This is a genomic window from Pedococcus sp. P2_D9 (assembly GCF_056404275.1).
Genome location: NZ_JBFUEI010000008.1, coordinates 112,088 through 130,446, shown reverse-complemented (window position 1 = coordinate 130,446; position 18,359 = coordinate 112,088). Strand labels below are relative to the sequence as shown.

At 70.4% G+C, this 18,359-nt stretch carries 19 protein-coding genes; 15 read left to right on the top strand and 4 right to left on the bottom strand.

Features of this window, described 5'->3' with window-relative positions; all coding sequences use genetic code 11:
- Positions 1–41 precede the first annotated feature (41 nt).
- The 9 genes from AC1DXJ_RS13880 (at position 42) to AC1DXJ_RS13840 (ending at position 6,185) form a co-directional block, all read left to right on the top strand.
- Positions 42–533, top strand: coding sequence for an ArsI/CadI family heavy metal resistance metalloenzyme (locus tag AC1DXJ_RS13880; RefSeq protein WP_477637250.1), 492 nt, complete (start codon positions 42–44; stop codon positions 531–533).
- Complete coding sequence (locus AC1DXJ_RS13875) at positions 524–1,216, top strand: aquaporin (protein ID WP_477637249.1); 693 nt, start codon at positions 524–526, stop codon at positions 1,214–1,216. The genes AC1DXJ_RS13880 and AC1DXJ_RS13875 overlap by 10 nt, the downstream gene beginning before the upstream one ends.
- Positions 1,213–1,626, top strand: coding sequence for an arsenate reductase ArsC (locus AC1DXJ_RS13870; RefSeq protein ID WP_477615838.1), 414 nt, complete (start codon positions 1,213–1,215; stop codon positions 1,624–1,626). Before AC1DXJ_RS13875 ends, AC1DXJ_RS13870 begins: the two co-directional genes overlap by 4 nt.
- Before the next feature lie 47 nt (positions 1,627–1,673).
- On the top strand, positions 1,674–2,330 hold the full coding sequence (locus AC1DXJ_RS13865; protein ID WP_477615837.1) for an HAD family hydrolase: 657 nt from the start codon (positions 1,674–1,676) through the stop codon (positions 2,328–2,330).
- A 23-nt stretch (positions 2,331–2,353) separates the two neighbouring features.
- Complete coding sequence (locus tag AC1DXJ_RS13860; protein WP_477637248.1) at positions 2,354–3,724, top strand: pyridoxal phosphate-dependent decarboxylase family protein; 1,371 nt, start codon at positions 2,354–2,356, stop codon at positions 3,722–3,724.
- A gap of 185 nt (positions 3,725–3,909) precedes the next feature.
- Complete coding sequence (locus AC1DXJ_RS13855) at positions 3,910–4,200, top strand: DUF3263 domain-containing protein (protein ID WP_477615835.1); 291 nt, start codon at positions 3,910–3,912, stop codon at positions 4,198–4,200.
- Positions 4,201–4,282: 82 nt separating this feature from the next.
- Positions 4,283–4,738, top strand: coding sequence for an N-acetyltransferase family protein (locus tag AC1DXJ_RS13850; RefSeq protein ID WP_477637247.1), 456 nt, complete (start codon positions 4,283–4,285; stop codon positions 4,736–4,738).
- Positions 4,738–5,142 carry a VOC family protein gene (locus AC1DXJ_RS13845; RefSeq protein ID WP_477637246.1) on the top strand — a complete coding sequence of 135 codons (405 nt, stop codon included), beginning with the start codon at positions 4,738–4,740 and terminating at the stop codon, positions 5,140–5,142. Before AC1DXJ_RS13850 ends, AC1DXJ_RS13845 begins: the two co-directional genes overlap by 1 nt.
- Complete coding sequence (locus AC1DXJ_RS13840; RefSeq protein ID WP_477637245.1) at positions 5,139–6,185, top strand: P1 family peptidase; 1,047 nt, start codon at positions 5,139–5,141, stop codon at positions 6,183–6,185. Before AC1DXJ_RS13845 ends, AC1DXJ_RS13840 begins: the two co-directional genes overlap by 4 nt.
- Positions 6,186–6,205: 20 nt before the next feature.
- On the opposite strand, the gene AC1DXJ_RS13835 is transcribed toward AC1DXJ_RS13840, so the two are convergent.
- Complete coding sequence (locus AC1DXJ_RS13835; protein ID WP_477633450.1) at positions 6,206–6,643, bottom strand: phage tail protein; 438 nt, start codon at positions 6,641–6,643, stop codon at positions 6,206–6,208.
- A 248-nt stretch (positions 6,644–6,891) separates the two neighbouring features.
- On the opposite strand from AC1DXJ_RS13835, the gene groL reads away from it, so the two are divergent.
- From groL to AC1DXJ_RS13815, 4 genes are all read left to right on the top strand, one after another.
- Positions 6,892–8,517, top strand: a complete 1,626-nt coding sequence (groL, locus tag AC1DXJ_RS13830) for a chaperonin GroEL (protein ID WP_477615830.1) — start codon at positions 6,892–6,894, stop codon at positions 8,515–8,517.
- Between the two features lie 139 nt (positions 8,518–8,656).
- A complete protein-coding gene (locus tag AC1DXJ_RS13825) occupies positions 8,657–10,354 on the top strand; it encodes an alkaline phosphatase D family protein (RefSeq protein ID WP_477637244.1) in 1,698 nt (565 codons plus the stop codon).
- Positions 10,355–10,477: 123 nt separating this feature from the next.
- Complete coding sequence (locus AC1DXJ_RS13820) at positions 10,478–11,263, top strand: ABC transporter ATP-binding protein (protein WP_477633452.1); 786 nt, start codon at positions 10,478–10,480, stop codon at positions 11,261–11,263.
- 1 nt (position 11,264) lies between these two features.
- A complete protein-coding gene (locus AC1DXJ_RS13815) occupies positions 11,265–13,808 on the top strand; it encodes an ABC transporter permease (protein WP_477637243.1) in 2,544 nt (847 codons plus the stop codon).
- Between the two features lie 115 nt (positions 13,809–13,923).
- On the opposite strand, the gene AC1DXJ_RS13810 is transcribed toward AC1DXJ_RS13815, so the two are convergent.
- Complete coding sequence (locus AC1DXJ_RS13810) at positions 13,924–14,214, bottom strand: WXG100 family type VII secretion target (RefSeq protein ID WP_477637242.1); 291 nt, start codon at positions 14,212–14,214, stop codon at positions 13,924–13,926.
- A 120-nt stretch (positions 14,215–14,334) separates the two neighbouring features.
- On the opposite strand from AC1DXJ_RS13810, the gene AC1DXJ_RS13805 reads away from it, so the two are divergent.
- Together AC1DXJ_RS13805 and AC1DXJ_RS13800 are read left to right on the top strand one after the other, a co-directional pair.
- The gene (locus AC1DXJ_RS13805; RefSeq protein WP_477637241.1) at positions 14,335–15,081 is read left to right on the top strand and encodes a DUF4031 domain-containing protein; all 747 of its coding nucleotides are present in this window, start codon (positions 14,335–14,337) and stop codon (positions 15,079–15,081) included.
- Positions 15,078–15,611: an NUDIX hydrolase gene (locus AC1DXJ_RS13800; RefSeq protein WP_477637240.1), complete on the top strand. Its 534-nt coding sequence runs from the start codon at positions 15,078–15,080 to the stop codon at positions 15,609–15,611. The genes AC1DXJ_RS13805 and AC1DXJ_RS13800 overlap by 4 nt, the downstream gene beginning before the upstream one ends.
- Here the strand turns inward: AC1DXJ_RS13800 and AC1DXJ_RS13795 are convergent.
- Together AC1DXJ_RS13795 and AC1DXJ_RS13790 are read right to left on the bottom strand one after the other, a co-directional pair.
- A complete protein-coding gene (locus AC1DXJ_RS13795) occupies positions 15,562–16,224 on the bottom strand; it encodes an HD domain-containing protein (protein ID WP_477637239.1) in 663 nt (220 codons plus the stop codon). The genes AC1DXJ_RS13800 and AC1DXJ_RS13795 overlap by 50 nt on opposite strands.
- A gap of 67 nt (positions 16,225–16,291) precedes the next feature.
- On the bottom strand, positions 16,292–18,316 hold the full coding sequence (locus tag AC1DXJ_RS13790; protein ID WP_477637238.1) for a HelD family protein: 2,025 nt from the start codon (positions 18,314–18,316) through the stop codon (positions 16,292–16,294).
- Positions 18,317–18,359 lie beyond the last annotated feature (43 nt).

The window sequence follows — 18,359 nt, the reverse complement described above, 5'->3', positions numbered from 1 at the left end:
TTCCTGCATAGACAATAGTCGATGAACCAAGGAGTCCGCTCATGTCGCGTGTCCAGCTCGCCCTCAACGTCGCCGACCTCGAGAAGTCGGTCGCGTTCTACTCGACCCTCTTCGGCACCCAGCCGCACAAGCGCCGTCCGGGCTACGCCAACTTCGCCATCGTCGAGCCGCCGCTCAAGCTGGTGCTGATCGAGGTCCCGGCCGACCAGCGTGGCGAGGGGACAGCTCAGGCGCTCAACCACCTCGGCATCGAGGTGGACAGCAGCGCCGACGTCGAGGCGGGGGCGACGCGGTTGCGCGAGGCTGGTCTGGCCGCGTTCGACGAGCGGGACACGACCTGCTGCTATGCGGTGCAGGACAAGGTCTGGGTGCACGACCCGGCCGGCGCCCCCTGGGAGGTCTACACCGTGAAGGACGACAACCCGGCCGACGGACGTCCCGCCACGGCGAGCCTTCCGATCGTGGCAGGCGGAAACGACGGCGGGTGCTGCACGACGGCCGCAGGCCCCGCGCTGCAGGAGGCGTGTTGCTGAACCACCCGGTGCGCGCCCGACTGGCCGCCGAGCTGGTCGGGACCGCAGGGCTGCTCGCCGCGGTCGTCGGGTCGGGCGTGATGGCCCAGCGCCTGACCGACGACGGCGCTGTCCAGCTGCTCGTCAACGCGCTCGCGACGGTGGCCGTGCTCGGCGTCCTCATCAGCTCGTTCGCTCCCGTCAGTGGCGCGCACTTCAACCCCGCCGTCACCTTGGCGCAGGCCGTCCGGGGGGAGCACCGGTGGGCGGACGTCGCGCCCTACGTGGGCGTCCAGCTCGTGGGTGGCGTTGCGGGCACGGCCCTGGCCAACCTCATGTTCGGGTTGCCCGCGCTGCACCTGTCCCGCCACGAGCGAGGGGGTGTCGGTCAGCTGCTGGGCGAGGTCGTCGCCACGGCCGGGCTGGTCCTCGCCATCGGACTGGTGCGCGAGGGGGGCCGCGCCGCCCTCGTCGTCCCGGCGTGGATCTTCGGCGCCTACTTCCTGACCTCCTCGACGTCGTTCGCCAACCCGGCTGTCACCGTCGCGCGTGCCCTCTCGGACACCTTTGCGGGCATCGCGCCCGCCTCCGTTCCCGCCTTCGTCGCGGCGCAGCTCGTCGGCGTCGGAGCCGGCCTCGGCCTGCTGCGCACCGTTCAGACGCGCACCGTCCAGATCCCCACCCCTGAAAGCGAATCCGTATGAGTGACAAGCCCTCTGTCCTGTTCGTGTGTGTCCACAACGCCGGGCGCTCGCAGATGGCCGCGGCATACCTCGCGCATCTCGGCGGTGGGGCCGTCGAGGTGCGCTCGGCGGGGAGCCAGCCTGCCGACCAGGTGAACCCCGCCGCGGTCGCAGCCATGGCCGAGGAGGGCATCGACATCGCCGCACAGATCCCGAAGGTCCTGACCACCGAAGCCGTCCAGGACTCCGACGTGGTCGTCACCATGGGGTGTGGCGACACCTGCCCCTACTTCCCCGGCAAGCGCTACGAGGACTGGGTGCTCGACGACCCGGCAGGGCAGGGAGTCGACGCCGTGCGCCCGATCCGCGACGAGATCCGCGGACGGGTCGAGGTGCTGCTCCGCGAGCTGGGCGTCGAGCCGCGGGCCTGACCGGCGCACCCGGCGCCCCATCGAGGCTGTTCGTTAGCCTCGAGCCCGTGACTCCTCGCTGGCCCGTGGTCCTGTTCGACTTCGACGGCACCCTCGCCGACACGATTCCCCTGATCGTCGCGTCCTACCACCACGCGCTGGGGTCGGTCCTCGGCGAGCAGGCCGCGGAGGACGAGGTCAGGTCCTGGATCGGCCGCCCCCTCCAGCCGGTGCTCGAGGAGCGCTACCCGGGTCGTGGCGCCGAGCTCACCGACGTCTACCGCGAGTGGAACCTCGCCAACCACGACGAGCTGATCCGCACCGTCGACGGCGTGATCGAGCTCCTCGACGACCTGCACGACGCCGGTGCCCGCACCGGCGTCGTCTCCTCTAAGAAGGGCGACACCGTGCGTCTCGGCCTGCGGGCGGTGGGCCTGGACCGCCGGATCGATGTCCTTGCAGGACAAGAGGAAACGGACCTCCACAAGCCCCACCCAGCACCCCTCTTGTATGCCGCGGCGCAGCTCGGTGCCGCCCCCCGCGACTGCGTCTACGTCGGCGACGCGACCGTGGACGTCGAGGCCGCCCGAGCCGCGGGAATGGGTGCGGTCGCGGTCACCTGGGGCGCGGGCCTGGAGCCCGCGCTCGCGGCGAGCCGACCCGACGCGATCGTGGCGGATGTGGTCGGCCTGAGGGCGGTCCTCTTCGCCCCTGCCCCGGCGTGAGCGGCGCAGCCTAGACTCGCCGCGTGCACGGCTACAGCGACCAGAACCTCGAGGCCCTCGGCGACGCGATCCTCGCCTACTCCGCCGACCGTCTGAAGCTCGACCCGGTGCCTCTCGACGGCCCACGGACCTTGGCGGAGCTCGACGCCCTGGCCGGAGCCACCATCACCGCCGAGGGCATCGGCGGCATCGAGGCGCTCAAGCTCTTCGAGGAGGACCTGGCTCCGGCCTGCATCTCCACCGACCATCCGCGGTACCTCTCCTTCATCCCGTGCGCCCCCACAGAGGCGGCCGCGATGTTCGACCTCGTCGTCGGGGCCTCGTCGATCTACGGCGGGTCCTGGCTCGAAGGGGCCGGAGCGGTCTACGCCGAGAACCAGGCGCTGCGCTGGATCGCCGACCTGGCCGGTCTGCCGCCGGAGGCCGGTGGTGTCTTCGTGCCGGGCGGGACGATCGGCAACCTGTCCGCGCTGGTCGCGGCACGGCACACCGCTCGCACCAGCGCCGCCCTGGATGGCAGGACCGGCGCCGGCGCGCGACCGTTCCGTGTCGCCGCGACGCACGGTGCGCACTCCTCGATCCAGTCGGCCTGCGACGTCATGGACGCCGAGTTCGTGGGGGTCGACGTCGACGACATGGGTCGGCTGACCGGACCGGCCCTTCGCGAGGTGCTGCTCGCCCACGGCCCCGAGACGTTCTTCGCGGTGGTCGCGACGAGTGGCACGACCAACTTCGGCATCGTCGACGACCTCGCCTCGGTGTCCGAGGTCTGCCGCGAGTTCGGCATCTGGTTCCACGTCGACGGCGCCTACGGAGGCGCAGGGCTGGCCGCTCCGTCGGTGCGCCACAGGTATGCAGGCATCGAGCACTGCGACTCGTTCATCGTCGACCCGCACAAGTGGCTGTTCGCGCCGTTCGACTGCTGCGCCCTGCTCTACCGCGAGCCCGCCCTGGCCCGCGCGGCACACACCCAGCACGCGTCCTACCTCGACGTCCTCAACGACGCGCCCGACTGGAACCCCACCGACTACTCGGTGGGGCTGACCCGCCGGGCCCGGGGCCTGCCGTTCTGGTTCTCGCTGGCGACCCACGGCACGGACGCCTACCGCGAGGCCGTCGAGCGAACGCTCGAGGTCACGCGGTTCGCGGCCGAGGAGATCGGCCGGCGCGACTACCTCGAGGTCGCGCGCGAGCCGGACCTCTCGGTCGTGGTGTTCCGGCGGATCGGCTGGTCCGCGGCGCAGTACCAGGAGTGGTCGGACCGGCTGCTCGCCGACCAGTTCGCCTTCGTGGTGCCCACCTCGCACGCGGGCGAGACGCTGACCCGGTTCGCGATCGTCAACCCACGCACTTCCGAGGACGACATCGTGGCCATCCTCGACACCATGGCCTGAGGCGCCTGCCTGCTGAGGCGCCGAGGCCCTCGTGAGGCGAGTGGGACGGGTGTGACCACACCGCTAGAACTCGCCCGATCGGACTACGCGAGTGGAATGACAAGCGTGTGATTCGCTCCGTATAGTTGCCCTGCACGCACACACGGCAGGGCACGTCTGCGAACCACGAAGGACTGAGTCGAGAGTTGAACGCCGCACACGAGCAGGATCACGTCAGCGCCCCCACGGAGCTGACTGACCGCGACCGCGAGATCATCGCCTTCGAACGGCAGTGGTGGAAGTACGCGGGCGCCAAGGAGCAGGCGATCCGCGAGCTGTTCGACATGAGCGCGACCCGCTACTACCAGGTTCTGAACGCCCTGATCGACTCCCAGGCCGCCCTCGAGGCCGACCCCATGCTCATCAAGCGACTGCGCCGGTTGCGCGCGTCGCGCCAGCGGGCCCGCAGCGCCCGACGGTTGGGCATCCAGCTCTGACCGAGCCCCCTGGTTCACCAACGCCCGTGCAGAAGCGACTGTACGGGCGTTGTTGCGTCCCGGGTCGTGCTTGACTGCCCTCGTGGGTGAGCTGCGAACCAGGCTGGCCGAACCCGACGACGCGCTCGTCGTGGCGGCACTCACCCTGCAGTGCGCCCGCCACCGGGGTGGGCAGGGTGAGCCCGGTTTCCTCGACCGCTACGCACGGGCCTGGCTGGCGACCGGCAACGCCCACCCGGTCTGGATCGCCGAGGCAGGGGACGAGCACGCGGGATACCTCCAGGCGGCCGTCGTGGAGCCGCTGCCGTGGCCGGGCCGCCCGTCCGGAGCGGGAGCCGACCTGGTGGTCGACACCTTCTTCGTGCGCCCGGAGCACCGGGGGATCGGTGCCGGGGAAGTGCTCCTGCGAGCCGCCGTGGAGTGGGCGCGAGACGCTGGATTCAAGCAGGTACTGATGTCCGCCGGGGTCCACACGACGGCGATGGTCGAGCGGGTCGGGTTCGTGGCCGACGCACGGGCCTACCGACTGGAGCTGTGATGGGCGCCGCGCTGCGGATCGGGTCGGTCGTCGTCAACGTGAGCGACGTGCCCAGGGCGATGGCCTTCTGGTCCGCGGTCCTCGACTACGAACCGCGCTACGAGCCCGAGCCGGACTGGGTCATCCTCCAGCCCAGGGACGGTGTGGGTCCCAACCTCTCGCTCAACCTCGGCGAGTCCACCCCTCAGGCTTTTCCCCACCTCCACCTCGACCTCTACGCCCACGACCAGGCCCACGAGGTGGAGCGGCTCGTCGGTCTCGGCGCGCGACGCGTCGAGGACTGGCCCTATCCCGAGGAGGAGCACGACTTCGTGGTCCTCGAGGACCCGGACGGCAACAGGTTCTGCGTCATCGACGCCGTCCCCGGACAGGACGACGCCACCGGGCCGGACGGCCCGGCGTGAGCCCAGTTCCCGGGCCGACCAACTCGCTCACCGACGTCGCCGGGGTGCGCGTCGGGCACGCCACGCGCCGTGAGGCCGGCTGGCTCACCGGCGTCACCGTCGTCCTCGCCCCCGATGCGGGAGCGGTGGCCGGTGTCGACGTCCGAGGCGGTGCGCCGGGCACGCGGGAGACCGACCTGCTCGACCCGCGGAACCTCGTCGACCGCGTCAACGCCATCGTGCTGGCAGGCGGGAGTGCTTTCGGCCTGGCGGCCGCCGACGGGGTGGTCCAGGGCCTGTATGCCGCGGGGCTGGGCTGGCCGATGGGTGAACCCGGTGAGGTGGTCCCGATCGTTCCGGCCGCCATCCTGTTCGACCTCGGACGAGGTGGAGAGTTCGCGAACGCACCGACCGCCGCGGACGGGGCCGACGCGTTCGCCGTGGCCACTGCCGACGCGGTGCTCCAGGGGTGTGTGGGCGCTGGGACGGGAGCCCGGGCCGGCGGTCTCAAGGGTGCTGTGGGCTCGGCGAGCGCCGTGCTCGACGACGGCTCCACGGTCGCGGCCCTGGTCGTCGTCAACTCGTTCGGCGCCCCCTATGACGAGCTGACCGGGGAGCTGCTCGCCAGGCGGCACGGACTCGGTGAGGAGTTCGCGGACGTCGCGCTCCCGGCCGCCCACGAGCTCGCGGCTGCGCGCGAACGGGCGGCCGCGGCATACGAGGGGGAGCCGTTGCGTCCCGGGATGGCAACGGTGATCGGCGTCATCGCCACCGACGCCACGCTCACCAAGGCGCAGTGCCAGAAGGTGAGCGGGCTCGGTCACGACGGGCTCGCCCGGGCGGTCAACCCGGTGCACACGCTGCTCGACGGCGACACGCTGTTCACCCTCGCGACCGGTGAGCGGCCCGCGCCCGAGCTGCCTGAGCTGCACGCGGTGATGGTGGCTGCCGGGGAGTGCGTGACCCGCGCCGTCGGACATGCCGTGCTGGCCGCGGAATCGGTCGCCAACGGGACGGTCGACCTCCGCTCCTACCGTGCTGCCTTCCCGTCGGCCTTCTCCTAGACCTCCTCCTAGACCTCCTCCTAGACCTCCACGTCCATGGAGTCGAAGGCGAGCTCGACCGTCTCGACGACGACGTCGCTGGAGGCTGCATCCAGCGGGCTCAGCCGGTAGACGGCCGGAAAGGCGTTGCGGAACTTCCAGGTCAGGACGAGCTGACCGATCCCGTCAAGCAGCTTGACGACCACGTTGCGGTCCACGGTGGGGTCGCCGTTGCGGGCTGCCTCCCACCAGTCCCAGAGGTCGAGGTTGGCCGTCAGGCCCCGGCTCAGGACGAGGTGCGAGTAGCTCGCCAGCCCGGGCTGCTTGCGCGGTTCGTTGGCCTTGTCGTTGCCCGAGCGGTAGGCGATCTCGTCCAGCAGGGCCACCGGGAGGTCGACGTGGGAGAAGGACGCGTCGTCCGCGCCGGCGAAGTCGACGAGGAAGTTCGAGGCCTCGAACGGGTCAGGGTGCGCAGCCATGAGCCGAGCGTCCCACCCCCCGACCCCCGGCGGAACCCCACCGCCTGTCCCACCGGACGCCCGACCCGTTTGCACTCTCCCCCTGAGAGTGCCAATAATGGCGTTAGCACTCTCACCATGAGAGTGACAATCCAGGCCAGTCAGGGCGAGGTCCGGGGAGCACGGCGACGTGAGCCGCGCAAGCCGGTCCGTCCGTCGCGGGCGCCCGCTGGCCATCGTTTACGTTTCGCGTGGGAGGAACCACCCGAATGGCCAAGATCATCGCTTTCGATGAAGAGGCTCGCCGCGGTCTCGAGCGGGGAATGAACATTCTCGCCGACGCCGTCCGCGTCACCCTCGGTCCGAAGGGCCGCAACGTCGTCCTCGAGAAGAAGTGGGGAGCCCCCACGATCACCAACGATGGTGTGTCCATCGCCAAGGAGATCGAGCTCGACGACCCGTACGAGAAGATCGGCGCAGAGCTCGTCAAGGAAGTTGCCAAGAAGACGGATGACGTCGCTGGCGACGGCACGACCACTGCCACCGTTCTGGCCCAGGCCCTCGTCAAGGAGGGTCTGCGCAACGTCGCCGCAGGCGCCAACCCGATGGCCCTCAAGCGCGGCATCGAGAAGGCCGTCGAGGCCGTCTCCGCCCAGCTGCTCGAGATGGCCAAGGACGTCGAGACCAAGGAGCAGATCGCTTCGACGGCCTCGATCTCCGCTGCTGACCCCCTGATCGGCGAGATGATCGCCGAGGCCATGGACAAGGTCGGCAAGGAAGGCGTCATCACCGTCGAGGAGTCCAACACCTTCGGCCTCGAGCTCGAGCTCACCGAGGGCATGCGCTTCGACAAGGGCTACATCAGCCACTACTTCGTCACCGACACCGAGCGCATGGAAGCGGTTCTCGAGGACGCCTACGTCCTCGTGGTCAACTCCAAGATCTCCGGCATCAAGGACCTGCTGCCCCTCCTCGAGAAGGTCATGCAGTCCGGCAAGCCGTTGCTCATCATCGCCGAGGACGTGGACGGCGAGGCCCTGTCGACCCTGGTGGTCAACAAGATCCGCGGCACCTTCAAGTCGGTTGCCGTCAAGGCTCCCGGCTTCGGTGACCGTCGCAAGGCCATGCTGGCCGACATCGCCATCCTCACCGGTGGCCAGGTCATCTCCGAGGAGGTCGGCCTCAAGCTCGACACCGCGGAGCTCGACCTGCTCGGCCGCGCTCGCAAGGTCGTCGTCACCAAGGACGAGACGACCATCGTCGAGGGTGCCGGCGAGGCCGACCAGATCCAGGGTCGCGTCAACCAGATCCGCGCCGAGATCGACAAGTCCGACAGCGACTACGACCGCGAGAAGCTGCAGGAGCGCCTGGCCAAGCTGGCCGGCGGCGTCGCAGTCATCAAGGCCGGTGCCGCGACCGAGGTCGAGCTCAAGGAGCGCAAGCACCGCATCGAGGATGCAGTGCGCAACGCCAAGGCTGCCATCGAGGAGGGGATCGTCGCCGGTGGTGGCGTGGCCCTGCTCCAGGCGACCAAGGCCGCGTTCGAGAAGCTCGAGCTCGAGGGTGACGAGGCCACCGGTGCGAACATCGTTCGCGTCGCGGCCTCCGCTCCGCTCAAGCAGATCGCGATCAACGCCGGCCTCGAGGGCGGCGTCGTGGCGGAGAAGGTCAGCACGCTCGATGCAGGGTGGGGCCTCAACGCCGCCACCGGCGAGTACGTCGACCTGATCGCCGCGGGCATCATCGACCCGGCGAAGGTGACGCGTTCCGCGCTGCAGAACGCCGCGTCGATCGCCGCGCTGTTCCTCACCACCGAGGCCGTCATCGCCGACAAGCCCGAGAAGGCTCCCGCGATGGCCCCCGGTGGCGACGAGATGGGTGGCATGGGGTTCTAGGACCCCGCAACCCGGCTCCCGCCGCAACGCCGAAAGGGCGGTCCACCGAGAGGTGGGCCGCCCTTTCGCCATCCCCCGAAGGGGTGCGTCGTCCAGGGTCGTTACCCACGCAGGGGGTATGCCGTGTAGAACGGTCCTCGTGCCGACTCACCTCCCCGCGTCACCCCTGACCCTGGGGCCGCTGCTCCGCTACATCGGCGAGACGTCGGCGACGGTCTGGGTCCAGACCCGCGACTCCGCCGTGGTGCGCGTGCGGGCCTTCGACCGGGAGTGGTCGGCGCCCACCTTCGGGGCGCACGAACGGCACTACGCCCTCGTGGTCGTCGACGGACTGGAGCCGGGCACGGCCAGCGACTACGCCGTCGACATCGACGGCGAGCAGGTCTGGCCGCATGCCGCGCCTGACCACCCCGACCTCCCGGCGAGCCGGATCCGGACCCTGCTGCACAGTGAGCCCACCCGGCTGGCCTTCGGGTCGTGCCGCACGACAGTCCCGCACGACGCCGAGGGCAATGCCAGCAACGGCGTGGACGCCCTGCGCGCCTACGCGTACCACCTGAGCCGTCCCGAGCGGGCGGAGGAGGAATGGCCCCACCTCGTCTGCTTCCTCGGCGACCAGGTGTACGCCGACGAGACCAGCGAGGAGATGCAGGAGTTCATCGCCTCGCGGCGCAGCCTCGACGAGCCGCCCGGTGAGGAGCTGAAGGACTTCGAGGAGTACTCCCACCTGTACTTCCTGGCCTGGAGCGATCCCCTCAACCGCTGGCTGCTGTCGACGCTGCCGAGCGCGATGATCTTCGACGACCACGACATCCGCGACGACTGGAACACCTCCCAGAGCTGGAAGCGCGAGATCAACCAGACCTCCTGGTGGCACGAGCGGATCGTCGGTGGGCTCGCCTCCTACTGGGTCTACCAGCACGTCGGCAACCTCTCGCCCGAGGAGCTGGCACAGGACGAGGTGTGGCAGCAGATCGTGGCCCACGCTGACGGCGGTTCGACCGACGAGCTCGACCTGACCCGGGTGTTGGACGACCTCGCGGAGCGTGTCGACCGCCAGCCCGAGACCTACCGCTGGAGCTACGCCCGGGACCTCGGCGAGTCCCGGCTCGTGGTCGTGGACTCCCGCGCGGCCCGCGTCCTCGAGCCCGAGCGGCGCTCGATCCTCGACGACGACGAGCTGGAGTGGCTGGACGGGCAGCTGCGTGGCGACGTCGACCACCTGTTCATCGGCACGTCCCTGCCCTTCTTCATCGCGCAGGGCATCCACGACCTCGAGGCGATCAACGAGGCGATGGCCACCGGGGCGTGGGGACCGCGCGTCGCCCGGTGGGGCGAGAAGATGCGTCGCGCCGTCGACCTCGAGCACTGGGCGGCGTTCCAGGACGGCTTCGCCGCCGTGCTGGCCATGGTGGTGGAGGTCGCCTCCGGCAAGCGCGGACAGCGGCCCGGCACGATCACGTTCCTGTCCGGTGACGTGCACAACTCCTACGTCACGCGGATCTCCCCGGACCAGCTCCCGGCCGGCAGCAGCACGATCCTCCAGGCCGTCTGCTCACCGATCCGCAACCCGCTGCCCCGCCAGGTCCGCATCGCCCAGGCCCTCCTGGGCAAGGGCCTCGCCCGGCCCCTGGCCCTCCTGGTGAACCGCACCGACAAGGTGCCCAACGCCCCATACCGGTGGGACGTCACCGATGGTCCCTGGTTCGACAACAACCTCGCCACGCTCGAGGTGCGCGGGCGGGGACTGGTGATCCGCTGGGAGGCCGGGGAGGTCAGGGGCGAGCGCTTCGACGCGCCCGATCTGCGGCAAGTTGCCCGGGTTGTCGTGCACTGACCGTCAGGATCTGCCGACTGAGGGTTCACTCAGGGTGGGTTCAGGGTTGAACCTGAATGCGTCAGCGCGGATGCATCCCTACGTTTGACGAGAACGGAATCCACCATGAGCCGGGAGCCTGAGATGACTGCGACACCCTTGACCACTGACGCCACCTCGGCGCCGACCGACCGCGCGGTCGCCGCGAGGGTCGTGGACCTGCACAAGGTCTACGGCAAGGGAGAGGCGCAGGTCCGCGCCCTCGACGGCGTCAGCATCGACATCGCGCGCGGTGAGTTCACCGCGATCATGGGTCCCTCCGGCTCGGGCAAGTCGACCATGATGCACTGCGCCGCCGGCCTCGACGCGGTGACCTCCGGTGAGGTCTACATCGGGGATGTCGACATCACCCGCCTCAAGGACAAGGCGCTGACCCTGCTGCGCCGCGACCGGATCGGGTTCGTCTTCCAGGCCTTCAACCTCATCCCCACGCTCAACGCCGAGGAGAACATCCTGTTGCCCCTGGCCATCGCCGGGCGCACGCCCGACGCGGCCTGGTTCGACACGGTGATCGACACCGTCGGCCTGCGTGACCGGCTCAGCCACCGGCCGAGCGAGCTCTCCGGTGGCCAGCAGCAGCGCGTCGCCTGCGCCCGTGCACTCGTCAGCAAGCCCGAGATCGTCTTCGCCGACGAGCCGACCGGCAACCTCGACTCGACCTCCGGCGCCGAGGTGCTCGGGTTCCTTCGCCGCAGCGTCGACGAGTTCGACCAGACCATCGTCATGGTCACCCACGACGCCAACGCCGCCGCCCACACCGACCGCGTGGTCTTCCTCGCGGACGGCAAGGTCGTCGACGAGATGCGCGAGCCCACCGCCGAGAAGATCCTCGAGCGGATGGCCCACCTCTCCGCGCAGGCCGGCACCTGACATGTTGCGTGCCAGCTGGAAGAGCCTGATGGGCCGCAAGCTGCGGCTGTTCATGAGTGCCTTCGCGATCATCCTCGGCGTGTCATTCGTCTCGGGGTCGCTGATCTTCACCGACACCCTCGGGAAGGCCTTCAGTGGGATCGTCGACACGGTCGGCGACGTCGTCGTGCGTCCCGACAGCGTGAGCGGCGACTTCGACAGCGCCCCCTCGTCGGCCACCCTGCCGGGCGCCATGGTCCGCGACCTGGCCTCCGTCCCCGGGGTGGCCCGCGCCGACGGCAACGTCACCGACCCCACCACGTTCGTGGTGTCCACCAAGGGCAAGCTCATCGGCGGCCAGGGCGCCCCGGGACTGGGTCTGTCGTGGAACGACGCACCGACCGCGGCGGGTGAGCCCCCGGCATCCATCAAGCGGGGACGCTCGCCCCACCAGAAGGGTGAGGTCGTCCTCGACGCCGGCACCGCGGAGCGCGCGGGCTACAAGATCGGCGACGAGGTGACGCTGGCCACCAGCAGCTCGACGCCGATCGTCCGCGCCACCCTCGTCGGCCTCGCCGAGTTCAAGTCGGGTCTCGTGGGCGCCACCCTCACCTTCTTCGACACCAGGACCGCCCAGGAGCTCTACCTGGGGGGCCGCGACGAGTACACCGACGCCTGGGTCACGGCCAAGGACGGCGTGAGCCAGGAGGACCTCGCCAAGGCCGTCCAGGCAAAGCTGCCCGCCGGTTACGAGGCCGTCACCGGAACAGCCGTCGCCAAGGAGTCGCAGAACTCGATCAACCAGGCGCTGTCGTTCATCAACACCTTCCTGCTGGTCTTCGCCGGGATCGCGCTGTTCGTCGGGTCGTTCCTCATCGTCAACACGTTCTCGATCCTGGTCGCCCAGCGCAGTCGCGAGCTCGCGCTGTTCCGCGCCCTGGGTGCGGGGCGCAAGCAGGTGACGCGGTCGGTGCTCTTCGAGGCCTTCGTCGTCGGCCTCGTCGGTGCGACGCTCGGACTGGGTCTCGGCTTCGTCCTCGCCCTGGGGATCAAGGCACTGTTCGCCCAGTTCGGGTTGGACCTCAGCGGGTCACCCCTCGTCTTCGAGTGGACGACTGCCATGTGGTCGTATGCCGTGGGCCTGCTCGTGACCATGATCGCGGCCTACCTGCCCGCTCGCCGCGCCGGCAAGATGCCGCCGGTGGCCGCGATGCGCGATGACGTGGCGCTGCCCGAGTCGGCGCTGCGCTGGCGCCTCCTGGTGGGCACCGTCCTGATGGTCGGGGGGCTCGTGGCCGGCTACCTCGGTGCCTTCACCGACATCGACCACTCGGCGTTGTACGTCGGTGGTGGGGTGTTCGGGCTCCTGCTCGGGGTGGCGCTGACCAGCCCGGTGATCGGTCGCCCGGTGATCGCGGCCTGCGGCTTCGTCTACCGGCGGCTGTTCGGGACGGTCGGGGTGATGGCCGAGCAGAACGCGATCCGCAACCCGCGCCGCACGGCGGCCACGGCCTCGGCCCTGATGATCGGCCTGACCCTGGTGTCGATGATGTCGGTGTTCGGGGCGTCGGCCAAGGCCAGCGTCGACAAGTCGATCGCGCAGAACTTCGTGGCCGACTACGTCGTGTCCAACGCCATCGGTCAGCCGTTCTCGTCGACGATCACGGCCGACGTGGCCAAGGTCCCGGGCGTCGAGGTGGCCACCCCGGTGCGCTACACGGTGTTCAAGAAGGGCGGCGACACCCAGTTCGCCGCCGCGGTCGACCCGGCGACCTTCGCCCGGGCAGTGCCGATCGAGGTCCTCCAGGGCAAGCTGTCCAACCTCACCGCAAACACGGTCATGCTCACCGACAAGTCCGCCAAGGAGCTGGGTCTCGGGCTCGGCGACACGGTCAAGGCCTCGATCGCCGCCGGCAAGGAAGGCACCTACACCGTGGCCGCGATCTACCGGTCGATGGAGGCCATGGACATCCCCGTGCTGACCTCGATCGCGACCGCCACGGCCAACGGACGTCCGGAGCAGGACAGCCTGACCTTCGTCGTCCGTCAGCCCGGGGCCGACAAGAAGGCCATCGAGGCGGGCATCGACAAGGTCATCGCCGACCTGCCCACGGTCACCCTCAAGGACCAGGACGCCTTCGCCGCCGAGCAGCGCAAACCGATCGACCAGCTGCTCTACATGATCTACGCCCTGCTCGGCCTGGCTGTCGTCATCGCGGTGCTGGGGATCGTCAACACCTTGGCCCTGTCGGTGATCGAGCGGACCCGCGAGATCGGACTGCTCCGGGCCGTCGGCCTCAGCCGCCGCCAGCTGCGGACCATGCTGCGGCTGGAGTCGGTCGCGATCGCCCTCCTGGGAGCCGTGCTCGGGGTGGTCCTGGGCCTCGGCGCCGGCTGGGGTCTGCAGCGCTCCCTGGCCGACGACGGCATCGACGTGCTGGCGGTCCCCGTGCCGCAGCTGGCGATCTTCGTCGCGCTGGCGGGCGTGGTGGGTGTCCTCGCTGCCCTCTGGCCCGGGCGCCGCGCCTCGCGGCTGGACGTGCTCAAGGCCATCACCACCGAGTAGCGGGGCCGGCACGACGCGTGGCCCGGACCCAGCGCGGTCCGGGCCACGCGGCATACCTGCGGTCCGTGGCCCGGACGCATGACGATCCGTGCCACGCGCTCACGGTGTCGCGACGTCAGCTGAACATCCGAAGGGTCTGCGCCTCCGCCTCGGCATATTGAACTCCGGCGGCGGCCAGCACGCCGCCGATCGAGTCGAGCGAGGCACGCACCTGCTTCTGGGTGCCCTGCCACTCGGCGACCAGCGACTGGAACCGCGCGGAGGCGGTGCCGGTCCACGCCCCCTGGAGTTCGTTGAGCCGCGCCATCATCGCCGTGACCTGGCCGTCGATCTCGCTGGAGATGCGGGCGATGTCGCCCGACGCGGAGTGGATGCGCTCGGTGTCCACCGTGAACTGTGCCGACATGGTTGTCCTCCTGACGGTGCGGTGCCCCCATGACATCCGCCTGTGCCGAGGCTAGGCACCTGTGCGCGGTCGGCCCGGGGTTATCCACAGGGCTCTTCGCGGCGCGGTAGCGTCAGCCGGGTGACGATCTGGATCGACCCGCCTGCCTGGCCGGCCCACGGCCGCCTGTGGTCCCATCTCGTCAGCGACACCTCCTATGAAGAGCTCCACGATTTCGCTGCAGCACAGGGGATTCCACGCCGCGGTTTCGAGGGTGACCACTACGACGTGCCACAGGAGCGGTATGCCGCGCTGGTCGCCGCAGGCGCCGCTCCCGTCGACGGGCGAGAGGTGGTGCGGATCCTGCAGCGCAGCGGCCTGCGGATCCAGAAGCGCAAGCACGAACGCGTCGTGGAGGCCGTGCCCGGCGCGTCCTGGCTGCCGCCTGGCTCACGGGCCGACGTCATCGCGTCCCGTCAGGACGAGCCGCCGGCCAACACGGTCTTGGTGCGGCTGGCCCTGGTGCGCGGGCCGGAGCTGCTGGTGGTCGAACGCCCGGACGGTGGCTGGGACCTCCCGAGCCGCGCGGTGGACGACCGGTCGCCGCTGGAGAAGCTCGCCGAGATGGTCGACGACCTGATGGGCTCGCCCTCTGCCGTCTCGCCAACGCTGTTGGGCTACGTCCGCAACACCGTGCCGTCACCCGATGCGGACTATCCGTGGCCCGCCCCGAAGGCGTGCTTCGCCGTGTACAGCGACCGTCTCGCCCTGGGGGACGAGGCGAGTCACGGCATCTGGCTGGCGCCCGACCGCGCGAAAACCGAACTTTCACAACGCCATTGGTGGCCATTGATCGGGTACCTGGAGCACCTGGAACGCCGACGATGAGTCGGACCGTCCTGGCGCAGCTGCGGGACGTGCCCTTCGCCGATGGTTCGGTGGCCCACGTCGAGCTCGTCCGCTCCGACGAGCTCGCGCCGGAGTCGCAGGTGTTCGCCGCCATGGTCGTGCTCCAGGATGCCGAGGACCGGTATGCCGTGGTGTTCAGTCCGCGCCGCGGCGAGTGGGGGCCTCCCGGTGGTGCCCGCGAGCAGGGCGAGACCGTGCTCGAATGCGTGCTGCGCGAGGTCCGGGAGGAGACCGGTCTCGTCCTGGCGGACGAGGACCTGACGCCGTGGGGGGAGGAGCGGTTCGAGCCGCAGACGCCCGGACGATGGCCTGTCGCCGGTGGTGCGATGCAGCTCTACCGAGCCCGCATCCGCTCGGTGGCACCGGAGCTGACCGCCACGGAGGATGACGCGGTCGACCCCCAGTGGGTCAGCGTGGAGGAGTTCCGGAACCGCTCCGGCGGGCGCTTCTGGTGGCCGCTCATCGAGGACGTGCCGCCGTCAATGTCTCCAGCTCGGCCGCCAGGTTGAGACGGGCGGCGTCCTCCCAGTTCTCCCGGGCGAAGGCCGTGGCGTAGATCGACTCGCGGTCGATGAAGGGCCGCAGGATCGCCGCCCGCGCGGAGGCGAACACGTCGTCGGGCACGGCGGCATACTCCTCGCGCACCTGGGTTGTGTACTCGTCGTAGCGGCCGTGCGGGGCGCTGAGGATCCACAGGTCTGCGTCGTGGAAGGCGGCGGGCAGGCCGTCGTGGGCCAGCTCGTGGGTCTGCGTGGCGAGGACGAGGTCGCGGATCGTCTCGATGTCGTCCGGCGCGAAGCCGAGGGCGCTGAGGTCCCGGACGGCGAGCTCGGCGCTGTGGATCTCGTTGTCGCCGGGGGGCGTGGTGGGGTCGTAGATCGCGTCGTGGAACCAGCCCGCCATCCGGCCCAGTGCCGCCTCACGAGCCGAGATGACGTGGGCGCGCTCCAGGTCCTCGAGCGCCCAGAACAGCTCCACGAGGTGTCGCGTCGTGTGGTACCTGCGGTGCTCCTCGTCGAGCCTGCGCACCAGGTCGGCCCCGATCGCGAGGACGGCGTCAGAGTGCGCGCGCGGAGCGAGGTCGGCGACGTCGAGCTTCCACCACGTGATGAGTGCCGGCACGGGCCGAGTCTGACAGAGCGCGAGCTCGTCTGGGCGGGAGTCGTCGGACGACGCGCGAGACCCCCGGCTAGGGCCGTTGGGCGAGCTCGAGGGGCAGCGGCTCGGCGTGGACGACCGTGAGCGCCGAGACCGCTCGGGTCAGCACGACGTAGAGCCGCCGCAGCCCGGTGCGCTGGTCGGGCTCGGCAGCGGCGATGGCGGCCGGCTCGACCACGATGACCCGGTCGAACTCGAGGCCCTTGGCGACCGTGGCCGGCACGACGTCGACCTGGTGGTCGATGTCGCCGTGGTCCTGCCCGAGCACGCCGTGCTCGATCCCGTGGTGGCTCAGGGCTTTCGACACCTCCGCCACCAGGTCGTCGGGAGCGATGACACCGATCGAGCCGGGCTCGGCGAGCTCGCCGGCCACGACGCCGGCGGTGTGGGCCAGCAGGTCGCCCGAGGTCACGGCGACGAGGTCGAGCCGGCCCCGGTTGTCGCGGACCGACACCGGTGCGCCGAGACCTGGCGCCATGTGGGGGAGCAGCTGGGCGGCGTACTCGATGACGCTTGCGGGCACGCGGAACCCCCGGTCGAGGACCTCGACGTGGCTGCCCGGCTTGCCGAGGTGGTGCAGCGAGGCTTCCCACGAGTCGGTGGCCCACGGCGTCGTCCCCTGGGCGATGTCGCCCAGCACCGTCGCCGCACCGGTCGAGCACCGACGTCCGACGGCGCGTAGCTGCATGGGGGAGAGGTCCTGCGCCTCGTCGAGGACGACGTGCCCCAGCGACGGCGTGCGGGCGATGTGGTCACCGAGCTCGTCCAGCAGCACGGTGTCGGGCCGCGACCAGCGAACGGTCCCCTTGGAGCGAGCCGGGCTCTCCCACAGCAGGATCCGGCGCTCGTCGTCGGTCAGGAGGTCCTGCGAGTGGCGCGCCAGGACGTCGGGGTCGGACAGCAGCGAGTACAGCACGGCCTTGGCGTCGAGCGCCGGCCACAGGGAGGCGACGTACTTCTTCACGATCGCGCTGCGGGCGACCTGGTCCTGCACGCGGTCGTCGGGTGAGTCGCCTGCGCCCTCCAGCTGGAGGAGGACCGCGTGCGCGAGTCGCTGGGGCAGCATCTGGCGCGCCGCGTCATAGCGGACGCCCCTCGCCTTCAGCTCGTCCAGGATCTCGTTGACCTCGTATGCCGGGACGCGCCACTTGCGCACGCCGCGCGGCACCACGAGGGGTTCGGTCGCGCGCTGCACCGCCGACCACACGGCATACCTGAGCACCTCGGCGAGGCGGGCATCGCCTTTGAGCACAGCCGTTTCGGTGCTGTCGGTGCCACGCACGGGCACCGACGCGACGAGCTCCTCGATGGTGGTGTGGCCGACGGCCACCTCTCCGAGGGCCGGCAGCACGGCGCCGATGTGCTCGAGGAAGGCGCGGTTGGGGCCGATGACCAGGACCCCGGACCGGGCGAGGCGGTCACGGAAGGCGTAGAGCAGCCAGGCAGCTCGGTGCAGGCCCACCGCGGTCTTGCCCGTGCCCGGCGCCCCCTGGACGCAGATCGTCTGGTCGGCGCCCGCGCGGACGATCTCGTCCTGCTCGGGCTGGATCGTCGCGACGATGTCGCGCATCGGCCCAACGCGGGGTCGCTCGATCTCCTCGGCCAGGATCTGGCTGCGGACATCGTGCTCGGCCCGGTCCTGGAGGTGCTCGTCCTCGTAGGCCGTGATGGCGCCGTGGTCCAGCCCGAACCGGCGACGGAGCACCACGCCCATCGGCTCGGTCCGTGACGCGCGGTAGAACGCCGTCGACATCCCGGCTCGCCAGTCGATGACCAGCGGGTCGCCGGCCGAGTCGGCGACGTGGCGACGTCCGATGTACCAGCGCTCGTCGGTGTCGGTGTCGATGCGGCCGAAGAAGAGCGTGGTCGTCGGGTCGTCCTGGAGCGAGGCGGCCCTCAGGTGCAGGGTGCGGGCGAGGTGCTCGGCGGAGATGGGGTCGTGCGCCTGGATCTTGAGCGACAGGGTCTGCTCGCGCATCCGGGCGAGGGCCTCTCGCGCGGCCACGAGGTAGTCCTGCTCGCGCGTCAGTTCGGCGGCGGGAGCGGGTGCAGACACAAGGGTCTACCTTGCCACCGCGCGACCCCCGCGTCGAACCGTT